This is a genomic window from Prauserella oleivorans (genome assembly GCF_042685745.1).
GTDB classification, from domain to species: Bacteria; Actinomycetota; Actinomycetes; order Mycobacteriales; family Pseudonocardiaceae; genus Prauserella_A; species Prauserella_A oleivorans.
Window position 1 is genome coordinate 2,797,992 of the sequence record NZ_JBHUNT010000001.1, and the last position, 14,397, is coordinate 2,812,388.

Consider the following 14,397-nt stretch of genomic DNA (forward strand, 5'->3'; position numbering starts at 1 on the left):
GATGAGCCGGATCCTGATCGCCGAGGACGAGGGCCGGATCGCCTCGTTCATCGAGAAAGGCCTGCGGGCCAACGGTTTCTCCACCACCGTCGTGGCCGACGGGGACGGCGCGCTGGCACAGGCCGTCGCGGGGGAGTTCGACCTCGTCGTGCTGGATCTCGGGCTGCCCAAACGGGACGGTTTCGCGGTGTTGCAGGCGATGCGCCGGGCGCGGGTGAGCACGCCCGTCATCATCCTCACGGCACGCGGGTCGGTGCACGACACCGTCGCCGGGCTGGAGGGCGGCGCGGACGACTACATGACGAAACCGTTCCGGTTCGAGGAGCTGCTCGCCCGGGTGCGGTTGCGGCTGCGCCCGGCCGACCGCACACCCGAGGTGACCGTGCTGCGGCACGGCGAGCTGTCACTCGACCTGCGTACCCGCCGGGCCGAGACCCCCGGCGGGCTCGTCGACCTCACCGCGCGCGAGTTCGCGCTGCTGGACCTGTTCCTGCGCCACCCGGGGCAGGTGCTTTCCCGCGAGCAGATCCTCTCGCACGTGTGGGGCTACGACTTCGATCCCGGCTCCAACGTCGTGGACGTCTACGTGCGCACGCTGCGGCGCAAGATCGGCCCGGACCGCATCGTCACCGTGCGCGGCATGGGCTACCGGCTCGGCTGATCCGCCGCGCTCACCGCAGGCCCACCCGGATGCGGGCAGGGACGGACCGTCGTGAGCAACCTGACGCCGGCTTTGCCGACGACGTTGCCGCACCGGTGCTCGTCGCGACTACTGTCACCGATGACCGGGACTGGGGGGCAGGATGGACAGAGGGACCAGGCGCTGGGTGCTGGCCGGGGCGGCGCTCGCCGTGGTCGTGATCGTCACCGCGGGGGTGCTGGTGCTGGTGAGCGAGTCGAGCACCGGCACGGCCCAGCGCGGCGGGGCCGGGGCGGGCGAGGTGGCGCTGGACTACCTCGATGCCGTGGCCAGGCGGGACGTGCGCGCGGCGGCGGCCCTCACCGACGACCCGCGGGCGGCCGAGTCCGCGCTGTCCGGTGCCCTCGCCGGTCTCGGTGCCACCGCCGTGCGGACCGTCGCCGAACCACCGCATGGCGCCGATGGCGAGCGGGAGGCGGCGCGCACGTTCACGATCACGTGGACGCTCGGCCGCGACCGCGTGTGGACCTACGACAACACGGTGACCGTCCTGCGCGGCGACGAGGGCTGGCGCGTGCGCTGGACGCCCGCGTCGCTCCACCCCCGGCTCGGCGAGGGCCAGACCCTGCAGCTGCGCACGGTGGACGGAACTCCCGCGGTGCTGGCGCGGGACGGCGAGCGGCTGCTGGAGTGGAGGTCCGGCGAGGTCGAGCCCGCTGCGGGGGCAGGCGGGCCGCCGATGCTGCTGCCCGCGCTCGATCGGTACGCCACCGAGCGGCTCGATCCGGGGTGGTCGGTGGTGCGCGTCGGCGCGGACGGGTGGGACATCGACACCTTGACCAGCACCCCTGACCGGGAGAGCGGACCACTCGAGTCGACGGTCAGCGTGCCCGTGCAACGCGCCGCGCAGCAGGCCGTCGACGGCGTCGAGGGCACGGCGCTGCTCGTGGCGATCCAGCCCTCCAGCGGCGACATCCTGGCCGTGGCGCAGAACGCGCGGGCCGGTGCGGCGCCCGATGCCCTCACCGGGTTGTACGCGCCCGGCTCGACGTTCAAGATCGCGACCGCGACCGCGGTGCTCACCCACGGCACCGCCTCGCCGGAGACCGTCCTGCCGTGCCCGGCGACGGCGCGCATCGGCACCCGCACGATTCCCAACGACGACCGGTTCGACCTCGGTGACGTGCCGCTGCACACCGCGTTCGCGCACTCGTGCAACACGACATTCGCCCGGCTCGCCGCCGACCTTCCCGCCGACGCACTGGCCGACGCGGCGACCCGGCTCGGCCTCAACGCCGACTTCGTCATCCCCGGCCTCACCACCGAGGCCGGCACGGTGGAACCGGCCGCCGATCCGGTGCAGCGGCTCGAGGACGGCATCGGACAGGGCAAGGTCCAGGCAAGCCCGTTCGGCGTGGCGCTGATGGCCGCCACCGTCGCCGAGGGCACACCGGTGACCCCGCGGCTGTGGGACGAGGTCGACACCACGGTCCGGGCCGGGTACGACGCGCCCTCCGGCCCGGTGCTCGACGCCGTGCGCGCCATGATGCGCCAGACCGTCACCAGCGGTACCGCCACGGCACTCGCCCCGCTGGGGGAGGTGCACGGCAAGACCGGCACCGCGCAGCTGCCGGAACGCACCGAGGCGCACGGGTGGTTCGCCGGCTACCGCGGCGACGTCGCCTTCGCGGTACTCGCCCAGCGCGCCGGATCGTCGCAGCCCGCCGTCGCGGCCGCGACGGCATTCCTGCGCGGCCTGCCGGCGTAACCCCGTACCGTGTCGCCATGAGCGAACTGCGAGTCGCGCTCCGAGTGAAGCCCGGCGCCAGACGCGATCACGTCGGGGGCCGCTGGGACGGCCCGCTCGGGGACTCTCTCGTCGTGGCGGTGCAGGCGCCCGCGGTCGACGGCAAGGCGAACGACGCGGTGTGCCGGGTGCTCGCGAAGGCACTGGCCGTGCGCAGCCGCGACCTCGTTGTCGTGAAGGGACAACGCTCCCGCGACAAGCTCGTCGAGATCGTGGGAGCCTCGCCGGATGTCGCAGGCCGCCTGGAGGCCCTCAAGAAGATCTAGTGTTGGGGCGCCGGCGACCGGGCTGACAGGGAGGTGACATGGACGATCTTCCGATCATGCTGGGATCGGGGGCGATCGTCCTGCTCGCCTCAGTGCTCGCCGTCCGGTTCTCGATCCGGCTCGGGCTGCCGTCGCTGCTGATCTATCTGGGTATCGGCGTGTTCATCGGCGAGGCCGGACTGGGCGTCGAGTTCGACAACCCCGCACTGACACAGAGTCTCGGCCTTGCCGCACTCGTGATGATTCTCGCCGAGGGCGGGCTGACGACCCGGTGGGAGGTCGTGCGCCCGGCGCTGGGTCCCGGGCTTGCACTGTCCACAGTGGCCATCGTCGTGACCGTCGTGGTCACCGGCTCCGCGCTGCACTGGCTGCTCGATCTCGACTGGCGGAGCGCGTTGCTGTGGGGCGCGGTGCTCGCCTCGACCGACGCGGCGGCCGTGTTCTCGATGCTGCGTACGTCCGGGATCAGCCGCCGGCTGTCCGGAACGCTCGAGCTGGAGTCCGGGCTCAACGACGCACCAGCCTACATCGCGGTGGTCCTCCTGGCCGGGGAGACGACCTTCCACTGGGCCCTCCCGCTGCTCGTGGTGTACCAGCTGGCCGCGGGAGCGGCGATCGGGTACGCGCTGGGCAGGCTGGGCGCCGAGGCTCTGCGCCGGGCCGCGCTGCCCGCCACGGGCCTGTATCCGCTGGCGGCCGTCGCCGTGTGCGTGACGGCCTACGCCGCGGGTCAGTTCGGGCATGCCTCCGGGCTGCTGGCCACCTACGTCGCCGGGGTCGTGCTGGGCAACTCCCGGCTGCCGCATCGCGCCGGCACGCTGTCGTTCGCGGAAGGACTCGGCTGGATCGCCCAGATCGGCGTGTTCGTGCTGCTCGGCCTGTTCGCCTCGCCCGAGCGACTGCTGCACAGCATCGTGCCGGGGCTGGTCGCGGGGGCGGTCGTGCTGCTGGTGAGCCGGCCGGTGTCGGTGCTCGTGTCCGTCCTGCCGTTCCGGTTGCCGTGGCGGGAACAGGCGTTCCTGTGCTGGGCCGGTCTGCGGGGCGCCGTGCCCATCGTGCTCGCCACCATCCCGCTGGCCCAGGGTGTTCCGGGCGCCGAACGGCTCCTCGACGCCGTGTTCGTCATCGTCATCGCGTTGACGCTCATCCAGGGCGCGCTGCTGAACCCGGTGGCGAGGTGGTTGAGGCTCACCCGCGACAGCGAGCCGGAGGAGTTCGTGGTCGACGCGGCACCGCTCGACGAACTCGGAGCCGTGCTGCTCCAGGTGGGCATCCGGCGGGGATCCCGCCTGCACGGTGTGTACCTGGCCGAGCTGCGGTTGCCTGCCGGCGCCGGGGTGAGCCTGGTCGTGCGCGGCGGCAAGGGGTTCACGCCCGCCGAGACCACCCGGCTCCAGGAGCACGACCGGCTGCTGGTCGTCACCACCCAGGACGCGCGCGCGGCCGCGGAACGCCGGATCCGCGCCGTCGACCGGGCGGGTCCGCTCGCGAAGTGGAAGGGCGAATCCGGCGACTGACGGCGCGTGCCAGTCCGTTGCCGGGACAGTGGACAATGGAGGCCGTGAGCACCGAGCACCCACCAGAGGCGGACACCGGCGATCCGGAGGTCCGTTCCGCCGCGCTCCCGAAACGCCGCATCGGTCTGCTGGCCGTCGTCGCCGTGCTCGCCTACGCGGTGGACCTGGTCACCAAGGTCGCGGCGACGTCCGCGCTGGAGGGCGAGGAGCCGGTCCGCATCCTGGGCGGCGCGGTGTACCTGCAGCTCATCCGCAACCCCTACGCGGCGTTCGGGATGGACTTCGGCGGGACGTGGCTGCTCGCCGTGGTCGCGATGGTCGTGGTCGGCGTCATCATCTGGTTCGCCAAGCGGCTCCGGTCGGCGGGCTGGGCGGTCGGCCTCGGGCTGGTGCTCGCCGGGGCGCTCGGCAACCTCACCGACCGGCTGTTCCGCGCACCCGGACCGATGCAGGGACACGTCGTCGACTTCATCTCCGTCTTCGGCCCGGACGGCCGGTACTTCCCGGTGTTCAACGCCGCCGACTCTGCCATCACGATCGGCGCAGCACTGATCGTGCTGCTCTCGGTGCTCGGCCGCGACTACGACGGCAGCGTCACCAGGCGCGGCGGCGACAAGCCGTCCGCCGACTCGCCGGAGGGCACGGCGTGAGCGCGCGGATGCTGCCCGTGCCCGACGGGCTCGACGGCATGCGTGTGGACGCCGGGCTCGCCAAGCTGCTCGGCCTGTCCCGCACGATCGTGGCCGAGCTCGCCGCCTCCGGCGACGTGCTGCTCGACGGCAAGCCCGCGGGGAAGTCCGACCGGCTCGTGGCGGGCGGCCTGCTCGAGGTGACACTGCCCGAGCCGGATTCGCCGCCGCAGGTCGTCGCCGAACCCGTCGAGGGCCTGCGCATCCTGCACGACGACGACGACATCGTGGTGGTCGACAAACCGGTCGGCGTGGCCGTGCACCCGAGTCCGGGCTGGACCGGGCCGACCGTCGTCGGTGGCCTGGCCGCGGCCGGCCTGCGCATCTCCACCTCCGGTGCCGCCGAACGGCAGGGCGTGGTGCACCGGCTCGACGCGGGCACCACCGGCGTGATGGTGGTCGCCAAGAGCGAACACGCCTACACGGTGCTGAAGCGGGCGTTCAAGGAACGCACGGTCGAGAAGGGCTACCACGCGCTCGTGCAGGGGCATCCCGACCCCACACGCGGCACCATCGACGCGCCCATCGACAGGCATCCCCGGCACGACTACAAGTTCGCCGTCGTGGCGGGCGGGCGCCCGTCCGTGACGCACTACGAGGTGATCGAGGCGTTCCGGGCCGCGTCGCTCGTGGACGTCAAGCTGGAAACCGGGCGTACCCACCAGATCCGCGTGCACTTCTCCGCGTTGCGGCATCCGTGCGTCGGTGACCTGACCTACGGTGCCGACCCGGTCCTCGCGCGCAGGCTCGGGCTGACGCGGCAGTGGCTGCACGCCCGTACGCTCGGGTTCGCCCACCCCGCCGACGGCCGCTGGGTCGAGTTCACCAGCGAGTACCCGGACGACCTCGCCAAGGCCGTCGAGGTGCTGCGCGCCGAGTCCTGACGCGCGTGTCTGCCGTTCGCGTCGCCGTGTCCGCGGCCTGCGTCGCCGTGTCTGCGGTCTGCGTCGCCGTGTCTGCCGTTCCCGTCGCCGTGCGGGCTGTCCCGGTGGCCGACCCGGACGCTCAGCCCTCGACCGACCAGACCAGCGACCGCTCGTCGGGCTCGGGCCGCGGACTCCAGCGCACCGACGCGATGCGCGTGGCCTCGGGGACGATGTAGACGGTGTGGCCGCCGGTGGTCTCGCCCGGCTGGACGCCGATCTTGTGCGGTGGCCGGGAGGTCAGCGAGACGGGTGCCTTGCCGATCGCCTGGCCCTCGGCGGTGATCAGCTCGAGGTAGTTGTCCGGCAGGGACGCGAACGGGGTCCCGCCCCGGTTGGTGACCTCGGTGTGCACGACGACGGCGCGCTCGCCCTCGTCGAGCCGGTAGCCGGCGGCACCGAACAGGTAGTCGGCCGGATCCTGCACCTCCAGCAGCTGAATGGCGAGCTGTTCGCCGTCCAGCCCCACGGTCTCGAGAACGTCGCCGATGGTGCCGGTGCGGGGTGTGGCCGGCCCGGTGGTCGCGGGCGGCTGGTCACCCCGCGCCCACGATGCGGTCTGCGGCGGGCCCCACGTGCTGATCACCGGATCCGGTGGTGGAGGAGGGGTGGGTGGCGCGGCGGCCTGGTACGCGCCCGACGGCGTGCCCTGGGCCGGTGGGCCGGCGGTAACCGGCGCGCCGGGATACGGCGGTCCCGGCACGGGGTAGCCGCCGCTGGGTGTTCCCTGGACGGGCCGGCCGGCTGCCGGTGTGCTCTGTACCGGATACGCGCCGCTCGGGACGCCGTGGACGGGGTAGCCGCCGCTGGGTGTGCCGTGCGCGGGATAGCCGTGGACCGGCTGGCCGCCGGGCGGCGTGGCGTGGACGGGATACGCGCCGCTGGGCGCGCCGTGGACCGGGTGCGGAGCCGGCTGCCCCGGCCCGGGTGGCGGCGGTGCGGCGGGAGGCTGTGCGGGCTGCGGTTGCCAGGCGCCCGCCAGGGCGGCGCGCAGGCCGTTCGGGTCGCTTTCCACGCCGACGAGCAGCGGCAGCCCCGTCGCGGAGAGGTTCACGAGCCGGTAGGCGACCTCGCGGGGATCCATGCCGACCCTCGCGGCGACCTCGTGCACGGCGGCCTTGCCCAGCTCGGCCACGACGGCGAGCAGGCGGGCGTCGACAGGATCGGACAGGGACACGTTCAGAGACTAACCGTGACGCGCAGCGTCTCCGTCCGGGTGGTGGTGGGCGACGGGCGGGACTAACCGTGACGCGCATCGTCTCCGTCCGGGTGGTGGTGGAGGCGCCAGTATGCTCCGCCCATGAGTGACGTCGTTGCGCTCGCCGACGAATACATGGACCTGCTGTTCGACGCCGAGCCGCTGCTGCCGGCGATGCTCGGCCTCGACCCGGCACGCACCGGACTCGGTGAGGTGAGCGAGCAGGCCGAGCGCGAGCTGCGGCATGCGCTGGAACGGGTCCTCGAGCAGGCTCGGGCACTGGACCCGGCCGCCCTGTCCGCCGAGGACCGCACGACCCGGGACGTGCTCGTGAGCTCCGCGCAGGGCCGGATCGACCAGATCGACACGAAGACCATCGAGTTCTGCGTCAGCGACCTCTTCTCGGCGCCCGCGGCCGGGCTGCTCACGATCCTGCCGATGGTGCCGGTGGCCGCGCCGGAGCACGCCGCCGCGCACCTCGACCGGCTCGCCGCCGTTCCCGCCTACCTCGACCAGGTGGCCGAGCGGCACCGCGCCGGCGTGGCCGCGGGCCGGGTGCCGGTCGCGCGCCTCGTACGCAACGCCATGGCGCACCTCGACCGGTACCTCGCCGAGCCGGACACGGACCCGCTGCTGCGCCAGCCCGCGCCCGAGGGCGCCCCCGACTTCGCCGCCGCCCGCGAACGACTGCTGCGGGAGGTCGTGCGGCCCGCGTTCGCCCGGTACCGCGACGTCCTCGGCACCGAGCTTGCCGACCACGGCAGGCCCGACGACCGCCCCGGCGTGTGTCACCTGCCGGATGGCGACGCGCTGTACCGCACACTCGCCCGGCTGCACACCACCACCGACCGCGACCCGGAGGACCTGCACGAGACCGGCCTGCGGCTCATCGGCGAGCTCGCGCAGGAGTACCGGGAGATCGGCGGGCGTGTGTTCGGCACCGGTGATCTTCAGGAGATCTTCCACCGGTTGCGCACCGACCCGGCGCTGCGCTGGCGCGACGCCGACGAGCTGCTCGACACGGCCCGGTCGGCGATCACCCGCGCCGAGCAGGCGGCGCCGGAATGGTTCGCCACGATCCCGCCGCAGCCGTGTGTCGTGGAGCCCGTGCCCGCCGCCGAGGCGCCCGGCGCGCCCGCCGCGTACTACCTGCTGCCCGCCGCGGACGGCTCCCGGCCAGGGACCTACTTCGCCAACACCCACGAGAGCACCGAACGGTTCCGGCACGTCGCCGAGGTGACTGCCTTCCACGAGGCCGTGCCCGGGCACCACCTCCAGCTCAGCCTCGCCCTCGGGCTCACCGGCTTGCCGCTGCTGCGCAGACTCGGCGACTTCAACGCCTACAGCGAGGGCTGGGGCCTCTACTCGGAGCGGCTCGCCCACGAGGTGGGCCTGTATTCCGGTGACGTGGCGCTGCTCGGCATGCTCAGCATGGACTCGATGCGTGCCGGACGGCTGGTGGTCGACACCGGCCTGCACGCCAAGGGGTGGAGCCGTGAGCAGGCTCTCGGCTTCCTGCGGCAGAACACGCCGATGCCCGAGGTCGAGATCGTCTCGGAGGTCGACCGCTACATCGCCTACCCCGGCCAGGCGCTGTCGTACATGGTGGGCAGGCTGGAGATCCAGCGGTTGCGCGCCGAGGCCGCGCAGCGGCTGGGGGACCGGTTCGACATCCGCGAGTTCCACGACGTGGTGCTCGGCGGCGGTGCCCTGCCGCTGTCCGTGCTCGGTGACGTCGTGTCGGCCTGGGCGGCGCGCTAGGAGCCGCCGGTGCCGGTGAGCCGCGCGGTCACCAGCACGGCCTGGGTATCCTCGCCGGCCGCGTCGACGGCGCTGAGTAGGCGCAGGTCCGGCTCGTCGCTGGGGGCGAGCGCGGCGGCGAGCGCCGTCTCCTGCGGCAGCCGCTGGACGCGGAACACCGTGAACACGGCCTCGACCCCGTCCGCGCGGCCGACCACGATGCCGCTTCCCGGGGTCAGGCCGGACAAGCCGAAGAAGGCGCCCCGCTCGTAGGCGACGTCGATGTGGCCGGTCAGCAGGGCCGCACCGCGTTCGCCGGGCGTGTGCGCGGCGGGCGTCCAGCCGACGGCGTCGCCGGTACCGGGCACCTCGAGCTCCCCGGTCGGTGTGCGGCCGAGTTCGACGAGGGCGGACGTGTCGAGCCCGAGCGCGGGGATGCGCAGCGACTCGGGCGTCGCCGCGGGCAGCGGGGCGTGTGCGCGTGGCGCGGGTACGGACGCGACGATGCCCACCCGGGCCGGTTCGGTGCCGGTCCCGGTGAGCCCGGTCGGCATGGCCACCGTCCGCGACCGCGCCAGCGTCACCGTGGTGAGGACGGCGGCGAGCGTGACGACGACCGCGGCGGCGGCCGCGCCCAGCCGGCGGGCGTCGTTACGCTGTGTGTTAACGCTCACACTCATGAGTCATCATTCGCAGACCGGACAATGCTCACCAGGCGCCCCCCTCTGGACGAGTTTTCCCACGTCGTCGCCCTCGGCGCCGGCGACTCACCCCTGATGTCCGTGGATCGCTCGAACGTGGGTACCGCGTTACTCCACGAAGCGGAACTGGATTACGTCTCACTCTCCTGGGTTATACGTTCGACGTTCACTGCGTTGTCGCGGCATCCGCCGCGCTCCGGGCGTGGAGGTTCACACATGGGATCGACGACCGTCGGCGTGCTCGACGTGGGCTGCTTCAGCGCGCGTCTGCTGGTGGTCGAGCGCGGTGGCTCGCCGCTCGACCCGGTCCTCCGCCACAAGACACGGCTCCGGCTCGACCGCGAGATGGACGCCGCCGGCCGGCTCACCCCCCGGGGGATCGACGCGATCGCCGCCGCGGTCGCAACCGCCAACGACGTCACCCGGCGGCACGGGGTCTTCGACGTGTTCCCGTTCGCCACCTCGTCGATCCGCGATGCCCGCAACGCCGCCGAGGTGGTGGACCGGGTACGCCGGGCGACGGGGACGAGCCTGCGGTTCCTCTCCGGGCAGCGGGAGGCCGAGCTGTCCTACCTCGCCGCGCGCCGCTGGTACGGCGCGGCGGCAGGCCCGCTCGCCGTGCTCGACATCGGGGGTGGCACCGTCGAGCTCGCCGCGGGAGACGGCGAGCACGCCACCTTCGCCCGGTCGCTGCGGCTCGGCGCCCGCGAGATGACCCGGAACTGGCTGGGCACCGAGATTCCGTCGCGGGCACGCATCGACGCGCTGCGCGAGTACGCGCTGGAGCGGGTCCGGCACACCCTGGCCGAGGACGAGGTCTGCCTGCGCGAGTTCCGCACGGTCGGCTGTTCGAAGGTGCTCCGCCAGCTCGCGCGGCTGGCCGGTGCGCGGCCGGACCGCGATGCAGGCGCCCGGCGGCTGGACGTCGAGGACCTGCGCACCTGGATCCCGAGGCTCGCGGTGCTGCCGCCCTCGAAGCGTGCCGACCTGCCGGGTATCTCCCGCGCGCGGGCACAGCAGGCCGTCGCGGGCGCTGTGGTCGCCGAGGCGTTGCTCACCGTGTTCGGGGGGTCGCTGGAGATCTGCCCGTGGTCGACCACGCACGGTCTGCTGCTCACCCTGCTGGACCACGCCGAGCCGGTCACCGGCGACGACATGCGCCGCATCGTGGCCTGATCAGCCCTGGACGCAGACGCCCGCGCCCTTCTCGGTCCAGCCGTCGGGACACGAGCGGTCCCGGTCCGGGCCCAGGAGCAACCCGGCGAGGACGATGCCCGCCAGCAGCAGCAGCGAGGGCACGCCCACCAGCGCCCACCAGCGACGCAGGCACGCCGTCCGCCCGCAGGCGGGCATGTGCTCGCTGAACGACGTCGCCTCGCCGCACTGGCACGGCGGCCACATCTTCTGATGGCGCTTGCCCACGGCGCGGAGGATAGCGACTGCCTGCCGGGCGTGCTCGGCGTGCTCGCGCCCGACATGACAACAGGCGGGGACAGGAGTACAGATCGGGGTATGCGGAACGACGAGAACCCCAGGCAGCCGGAAACGCCGCTGTCCCCGGACGTCCCGGCTCCGCCGTCCCGGGACTTCGACACCGGGACCGAGGACGTTCCGGAGCCGCCGAACAAGGACGAGGTCCGCCCCGACGACGACGTGAACCCGGAGGCGGGCAGCACCGAGCCGCCCGACTGACCGGGCCCGGCTACGCCCCCGGCCAGATCGGGCCGGGGGCGTGGCCGCCGCCCTTGCGGCGCGCCGGCTCCCGGCCGGGCGGCTGCGTGGGCCGGGGCAGGGGCGCGAACGCCGGAACGGGCAGCGTGACCGTGTCCTCGGCCACGGTCACGGGCGTGTCGTAGTGCCTGATGTCCAGCGGGTCGCCGTGCACGATCCGGTAGCCCGCCTTGTCCTGGTCGATCTCGACGGCCAGCTGTGAACCCAGAAAGCACATCCGGAACGCGATCCGGTCCACTGCGGACGGTAGCCGTGGCCGGAACGTGAGGTTGCCGCCGTGGTCGCGCATGCCGCCGAAGCCGGCCACGAGCGCGAGCCACGCGCCGGCGAGCGAGGCCATGTGCAGTCCGTTGCGGACGTTGTGGTGCAGGTCGTGCAGGTCGATCAGCGCGGCCTCGCCGAGATAGTCGTAGGCCAGATCCAGGTGGCCGCACTCCGCGGCGAGCACGGCCTGGGTGGCCGCGGACAGCGACGAGTCCCGCACCGTCAGCGCCTCGTAGTAGACGAAGTTGCGTTGCTTCTGCTCGAGGGAGAACGCATCCCCTCGCAGGTGCATCGCCAGCACCAGATCCGCCTGTTTCACCACCTGCTTGCGGTACAGGTCGAAGTACGGGAAGTGCAGCAGCAGCGGATAGTCCGAACTCGACGTGTTCGCGAAGTCCCAGCGCGCGTGCTCGGTGAACCGCTCCGACTGCGGGTGCACCTCGAGCAGCTCGTCGTAGGGGACGAGCATCTTGCGTGCCGCCTCCCGCCAGGCCGAGATCTCCTCCGTGCCGACGTCGAGCATCGCCGCGAGGTCGGGGTGGCGCTCGCAGGAGTCGGCCGCCTCCTGCAGGTTCCGCTGCGCCATCAGGTTGGTGTAGACGTTGTTGTCCACGACGGCGGAGTACTCGTCGGGGCCGGTCACCCCGTCGATCCGGAATCCGCCGTGCGGGTCGTGATGGCCGAGCGACATCCACAGCCGCGCCGTCTCGACGAGCAGTTCGGTGCCGTGCTGGCGTTCGAAGTCCCGGTCGTGGGTGGCGGCGAGATACCGCGCGACCGCGTCGGCGATGTCGGCATTGACGTGGAACGCCGCCGTGCCGGCCGGCCAGTACGCCGAGCACTCGTCGCCGTTGATCGACCGCCACGGGAACGCCGCTCCCCGCAACCCGAGCTGGTGCGCGCGGGCCTTCGCCTTGTCCAGTGTGGAGTGTCGCCAGCGGAGGGCGTCGCGGGCGGTGTCCGGCAGCGTGTAGGTCAGTGTCTGGAGCACGAAGCTGTCGCTGTCCCAGAAGGCGTGCCCGTCGTAGCCCGGGCCGGTGAGCCCCTTGCCCGGGATCGCGCGGCTCTCGCCACGGGCCCCGGCCTGCAGCACGTGGAACAACGCGAACCGCAATGCTTGCTGCAGCTCGGGATCGCCGTCGATCTCGACGTCGGCCGTGCTCCAGAAGTGGTCGAGGAACTCCCGCTGCTCGGCGAGCAGGCCCTCCCAGCCGGTCTGCAACGCGCCCGCGAGCGCGGCGTCCACCTGGGCGCGCAGCGCGGGAATGGACCGCTGCGCCGACCAGCCGTAGCCGAGGAACTTCGTCAGCCGCAGCTTGCGTCCCTTCGGCACGTCGACGGCGACGGTGAGCCGCGCGAGGTCCTCCTCCACGGCGATGTCGGTGCGCAGCCCGTCGCAGGTGTCCAGCTCGTGGTCCATCGCCGCGGCCACGCGCAGCCCCGACCGCTTCGTGCGATGCACGAGGACGGCGCGGTAGCCCTCGGCCTTCATGTACTCCGACTGCAGAGGTGCCTCGAGCGCGGCCGCCACGCGGGGATCGCCGGTGTCGGCCTCGATCGGCTCGTTGGCGAGCAGGTCGGACTGGGCGACCAGTTGGACGTCGTCGTCGAGCGGTTCCACCTCGTACCGGATGGCCGCCACCGCCCGCTGCGTGAACGACACCAGCCGTTCGCTGGACACACGCACGCGCCGCCCGGTCGGGGACGTCCACTCGGTCTCCCGGCGCAGCGTGCCGGACCGGAAGTCGAGCACGCGGTGGTGCGCCGTGGCGTGGCCGTAGCGCATGTCCAGCGGCTCGTCCTCCACGAGCAGGCGGATGATCTTGCCGTCGGTCACGTTCACGACGGTCTGCCCCGCCTCGGGGTAGCCGTAGCCCGCCTCGGCGTAGGGCAGCGGATGCTCCTCGTAGAAGCCGTTGAGGTACGTGCCGGGCAGGCCGCGCGGCTCGGCTTCCTCGAGCGTGCCGCGCATGCCGATGTGGCCGTTCGACAGGGCGAACGTCGACTCGGTCCGTTGTAGCTGGTCCACGGCGAGGCCTCGCCAGAGCAGCTGCCACGGAGCGCTCTCGTACCCGTGGGGCACCTCGGTCACGGGCGCACCTCCAGTAGTTCCGCGAGGTCGTCCACGACGACGTCGGCGCCGTGGACGCGCAATGCGTCGGCCTGGTCCACCCGGTTTACCCCGACGACGTATCCGAAACCGCCCGCGCGGCCCGCTTCCACCCCGGCGAGGGCGTCCTCGAAGACCGCGGCCTGGGCGGGCGTGACGCCGAGTTCCCTGGCACAGGCGAGGAAGGAGTCGGGGGCGGGTTTGCCGCGCAGGCCGTCGCGGGCGATGACCAGTCCGTCGACCCGGGCTCGCACGAACCCGTCCAGGTTCGCCGCGGTGAGCACGCTCGTGGCGTTGGCCGACGACGTGACGACCCCGATGGCGAGCCCGGCGTCGCGGACGGCCTCGAGGTAGCGGACCGAACCAGGGTAGGGCGTGACCCCGCGCTCCTCGATGAGTGCGAGGACGAGGCTGTTCTTGCGGGTGCCCACGCCGTGCACGGTCTCGGCGCCGGGCGGGTCGTCCGGACTGCCCTCGGGCAGCTCGATGCCGCGGGAGGCCAGGAACGTGCGCACGCCGTCCAGCCGTGGCCTGCCGTCGACGTAGGCGGCGTAGTCGCGGTCGGTGAACGGGGCGAACTCCTCGCCGGCACGCGCGCGCAGGAGCTCGTCGAAGGTCTGCTTCCACGCCTCCATGTGCAGGGCGGCGGTGCTGGTCAGCACGCCGTCCAGGTCGAAGAGGCAGGCCGTGATCGTCCGGGGCAACCCGATCATGCCGGTCACGCTAGTGCTGGTGTTCCAGGCTCGCCACGCCTAACATCTGAGCGGTTGAAAAGATGAAAAGGCGAGCAGCTCGCCGGGCGGAGGAGCCC

General features: G+C 72.8%; 14 protein-coding genes. 9 read left to right on the plus strand and 5 right to left on the minus strand.

The window, feature by feature from the left end; genetic code table 11:
- Nucleotide 1: 1 nt before the first annotated feature.
- From ACFSZT_RS13755 to ACFSZT_RS13780, 6 genes are all read left to right on the plus strand, one after another.
- Nucleotides 2-661: a response regulator transcription factor gene (locus ACFSZT_RS13755; protein WP_377388207.1), complete on the plus strand. Its 660-nt coding sequence runs from the start codon at nucleotides 2-4 to the stop codon at nucleotides 659-661.
- A 142-nt stretch (nucleotides 662-803) separates the two neighbouring features.
- Entirely contained in the window at nucleotides 804-2,408 is a 1,605-nt protein-coding gene (locus ACFSZT_RS13760; RefSeq protein WP_377388209.1) for a penicillin-binding transpeptidase domain-containing protein, read from the plus strand.
- A gap of 17 nt (nucleotides 2,409-2,425) precedes the next feature.
- Complete coding sequence (locus ACFSZT_RS13765; protein WP_377388211.1) at nucleotides 2,426-2,713, plus strand: DUF167 domain-containing protein; 288 nt, start codon at nucleotides 2,426-2,428, stop codon at nucleotides 2,711-2,713.
- A gap of 38 nt (nucleotides 2,714-2,751) precedes the next feature.
- Complete coding sequence (locus ACFSZT_RS13770; protein ID WP_377388213.1) at nucleotides 2,752-4,230, plus strand: potassium/proton antiporter; 1,479 nt, start codon at nucleotides 2,752-2,754, stop codon at nucleotides 4,228-4,230.
- A 44-nt stretch (nucleotides 4,231-4,274) separates the two neighbouring features.
- Nucleotides 4,275-4,880 carry a signal peptidase II gene (lspA, locus tag ACFSZT_RS13775; protein ID WP_377388215.1) on the plus strand — a complete coding sequence of 202 codons (606 nt, stop codon included), beginning with the start codon at nucleotides 4,275-4,277 and terminating at the stop codon, nucleotides 4,878-4,880.
- Complete coding sequence (locus ACFSZT_RS13780; protein ID WP_377388217.1) at nucleotides 4,877-5,803, plus strand: RluA family pseudouridine synthase; 927 nt, start codon at nucleotides 4,877-4,879, stop codon at nucleotides 5,801-5,803. The genes lspA and ACFSZT_RS13780 overlap by 4 nt, the downstream gene beginning before the upstream one ends.
- Before the next feature lie 121 nt (nucleotides 5,804-5,924).
- Here ACFSZT_RS13780 and ACFSZT_RS13785 read toward each other — a convergent pair whose 3' ends face one another.
- Complete coding sequence (locus ACFSZT_RS13785) at nucleotides 5,925-7,019, minus strand: AsnC family protein (RefSeq protein WP_377388219.1); 1,095 nt, start codon at nucleotides 7,017-7,019, stop codon at nucleotides 5,925-5,927.
- A 123-nt stretch (nucleotides 7,020-7,142) separates the two neighbouring features.
- Between ACFSZT_RS13785 and ACFSZT_RS13790 the strand changes: the two genes are divergently transcribed.
- Nucleotides 7,143-8,801, plus strand: coding sequence for a DUF885 domain-containing protein (locus ACFSZT_RS13790; RefSeq protein WP_377388221.1), 1,659 nt, complete (start codon nucleotides 7,143-7,145; stop codon nucleotides 8,799-8,801).
- Here the strand turns inward: ACFSZT_RS13790 and ACFSZT_RS13795 are convergent.
- On the minus strand, nucleotides 8,798-9,460 hold the full coding sequence (locus ACFSZT_RS13795) for a sortase domain-containing protein (RefSeq protein WP_377388223.1): 663 nt from the start codon (nucleotides 9,458-9,460) through the stop codon (nucleotides 8,798-8,800). The two genes, ACFSZT_RS13790 and ACFSZT_RS13795, sit on opposite strands and share 4 nt — an antisense overlap.
- A gap of 237 nt (nucleotides 9,461-9,697) precedes the next feature.
- Between ACFSZT_RS13795 and ACFSZT_RS13800 the strand changes: the two genes are divergently transcribed.
- On the plus strand, nucleotides 9,698-10,657 hold the full coding sequence (locus tag ACFSZT_RS13800) for a Ppx/GppA phosphatase family protein (RefSeq protein WP_377388225.1): 960 nt from the start codon (nucleotides 9,698-9,700) through the stop codon (nucleotides 10,655-10,657).
- On the opposite strand, the gene ACFSZT_RS13805 is transcribed toward ACFSZT_RS13800, so the two are convergent.
- Nucleotides 10,658-10,903: a hypothetical protein gene (locus ACFSZT_RS13805; RefSeq protein ID WP_377388227.1), complete on the minus strand. Its 246-nt coding sequence runs from the start codon at nucleotides 10,901-10,903 to the stop codon at nucleotides 10,658-10,660.
- A 90-nt stretch (nucleotides 10,904-10,993) separates the two neighbouring features.
- On the opposite strand from ACFSZT_RS13805, the gene ACFSZT_RS13810 reads away from it, so the two are divergent.
- Nucleotides 10,994-11,173: a hypothetical protein gene (locus ACFSZT_RS13810; RefSeq protein WP_377388229.1), complete on the plus strand. Its 180-nt coding sequence runs from the start codon at nucleotides 10,994-10,996 to the stop codon at nucleotides 11,171-11,173.
- 10 nt (nucleotides 11,174-11,183) lie between these two features.
- On the opposite strand, the gene ACFSZT_RS13815 is transcribed toward ACFSZT_RS13810, so the two are convergent.
- Together ACFSZT_RS13815 and ACFSZT_RS13820 are read right to left on the minus strand one after the other, a co-directional pair.
- A complete protein-coding gene (locus ACFSZT_RS13815; protein WP_377388231.1) occupies nucleotides 11,184-13,568 on the minus strand; it encodes a glycoside hydrolase family 65 protein in 2,385 nt (794 codons plus the stop codon).
- Nucleotides 13,565-14,299, minus strand: a complete 735-nt coding sequence (locus tag ACFSZT_RS13820) for an HAD family hydrolase (RefSeq protein WP_377388233.1) — start codon at nucleotides 14,297-14,299, stop codon at nucleotides 13,565-13,567. Before ACFSZT_RS13820 ends, ACFSZT_RS13815 begins: the two co-directional genes overlap by 4 nt.
- Nucleotides 14,300-14,397: the final 98 nt, after the last annotated feature.

What these genes read in the sequence shown, in the direction of transcription:
- ACFSZT_RS13755 (WP_377388207.1), top strand. Translation starts at nt 2, where the DNA reads ATGAGCCGGATCCTGATCGCCGAGGACGAGGGCCGGATCGCCTCGTTC.
- ACFSZT_RS13760 (WP_377388209.1), top strand. Translation starts at nt 804, where the DNA reads ATGGACAGAGGGACCAGGCGCTGGGTGCTGGCCGGGGCGGCGCTCGCC.
- ACFSZT_RS13765 (WP_377388211.1), top strand. Translation starts at nt 2,426, where the DNA reads ATGAGCGAACTGCGAGTCGCGCTCCGAGTGAAGCCCGGCGCCAGACGC.
- ACFSZT_RS13770 (WP_377388213.1), top strand. Translation starts at nt 2,752, where the DNA reads ATGGACGATCTTCCGATCATGCTGGGATCGGGGGCGATCGTCCTGCTC.
- ACFSZT_RS13790 (WP_377388221.1), top strand. Translation starts at nt 7,143, where the DNA reads ATGAGTGACGTCGTTGCGCTCGCCGACGAATACATGGACCTGCTGTTC.
- ACFSZT_RS13795 (WP_377388223.1), bottom strand. Translation starts at nt 9,460, where the DNA reads ATGAGTGTGAGCGTTAACACACAGCGTAACGACGCCCGCCGGCTGGGC.
- ACFSZT_RS13800 (WP_377388225.1), top strand. Translation starts at nt 9,698, where the DNA reads ATGGGATCGACGACCGTCGGCGTGCTCGACGTGGGCTGCTTCAGCGCG.
- ACFSZT_RS13810 (WP_377388229.1), top strand. Translation starts at nt 10,994, where the DNA reads ATGCGGAACGACGAGAACCCCAGGCAGCCGGAAACGCCGCTGTCCCCG.
- ACFSZT_RS13820 (WP_377388233.1), bottom strand. Translation starts at nt 14,299, where the DNA reads ATGATCGGGTTGCCCCGGACGATCACGGCCTGCCTCTTCGACCTGGAC.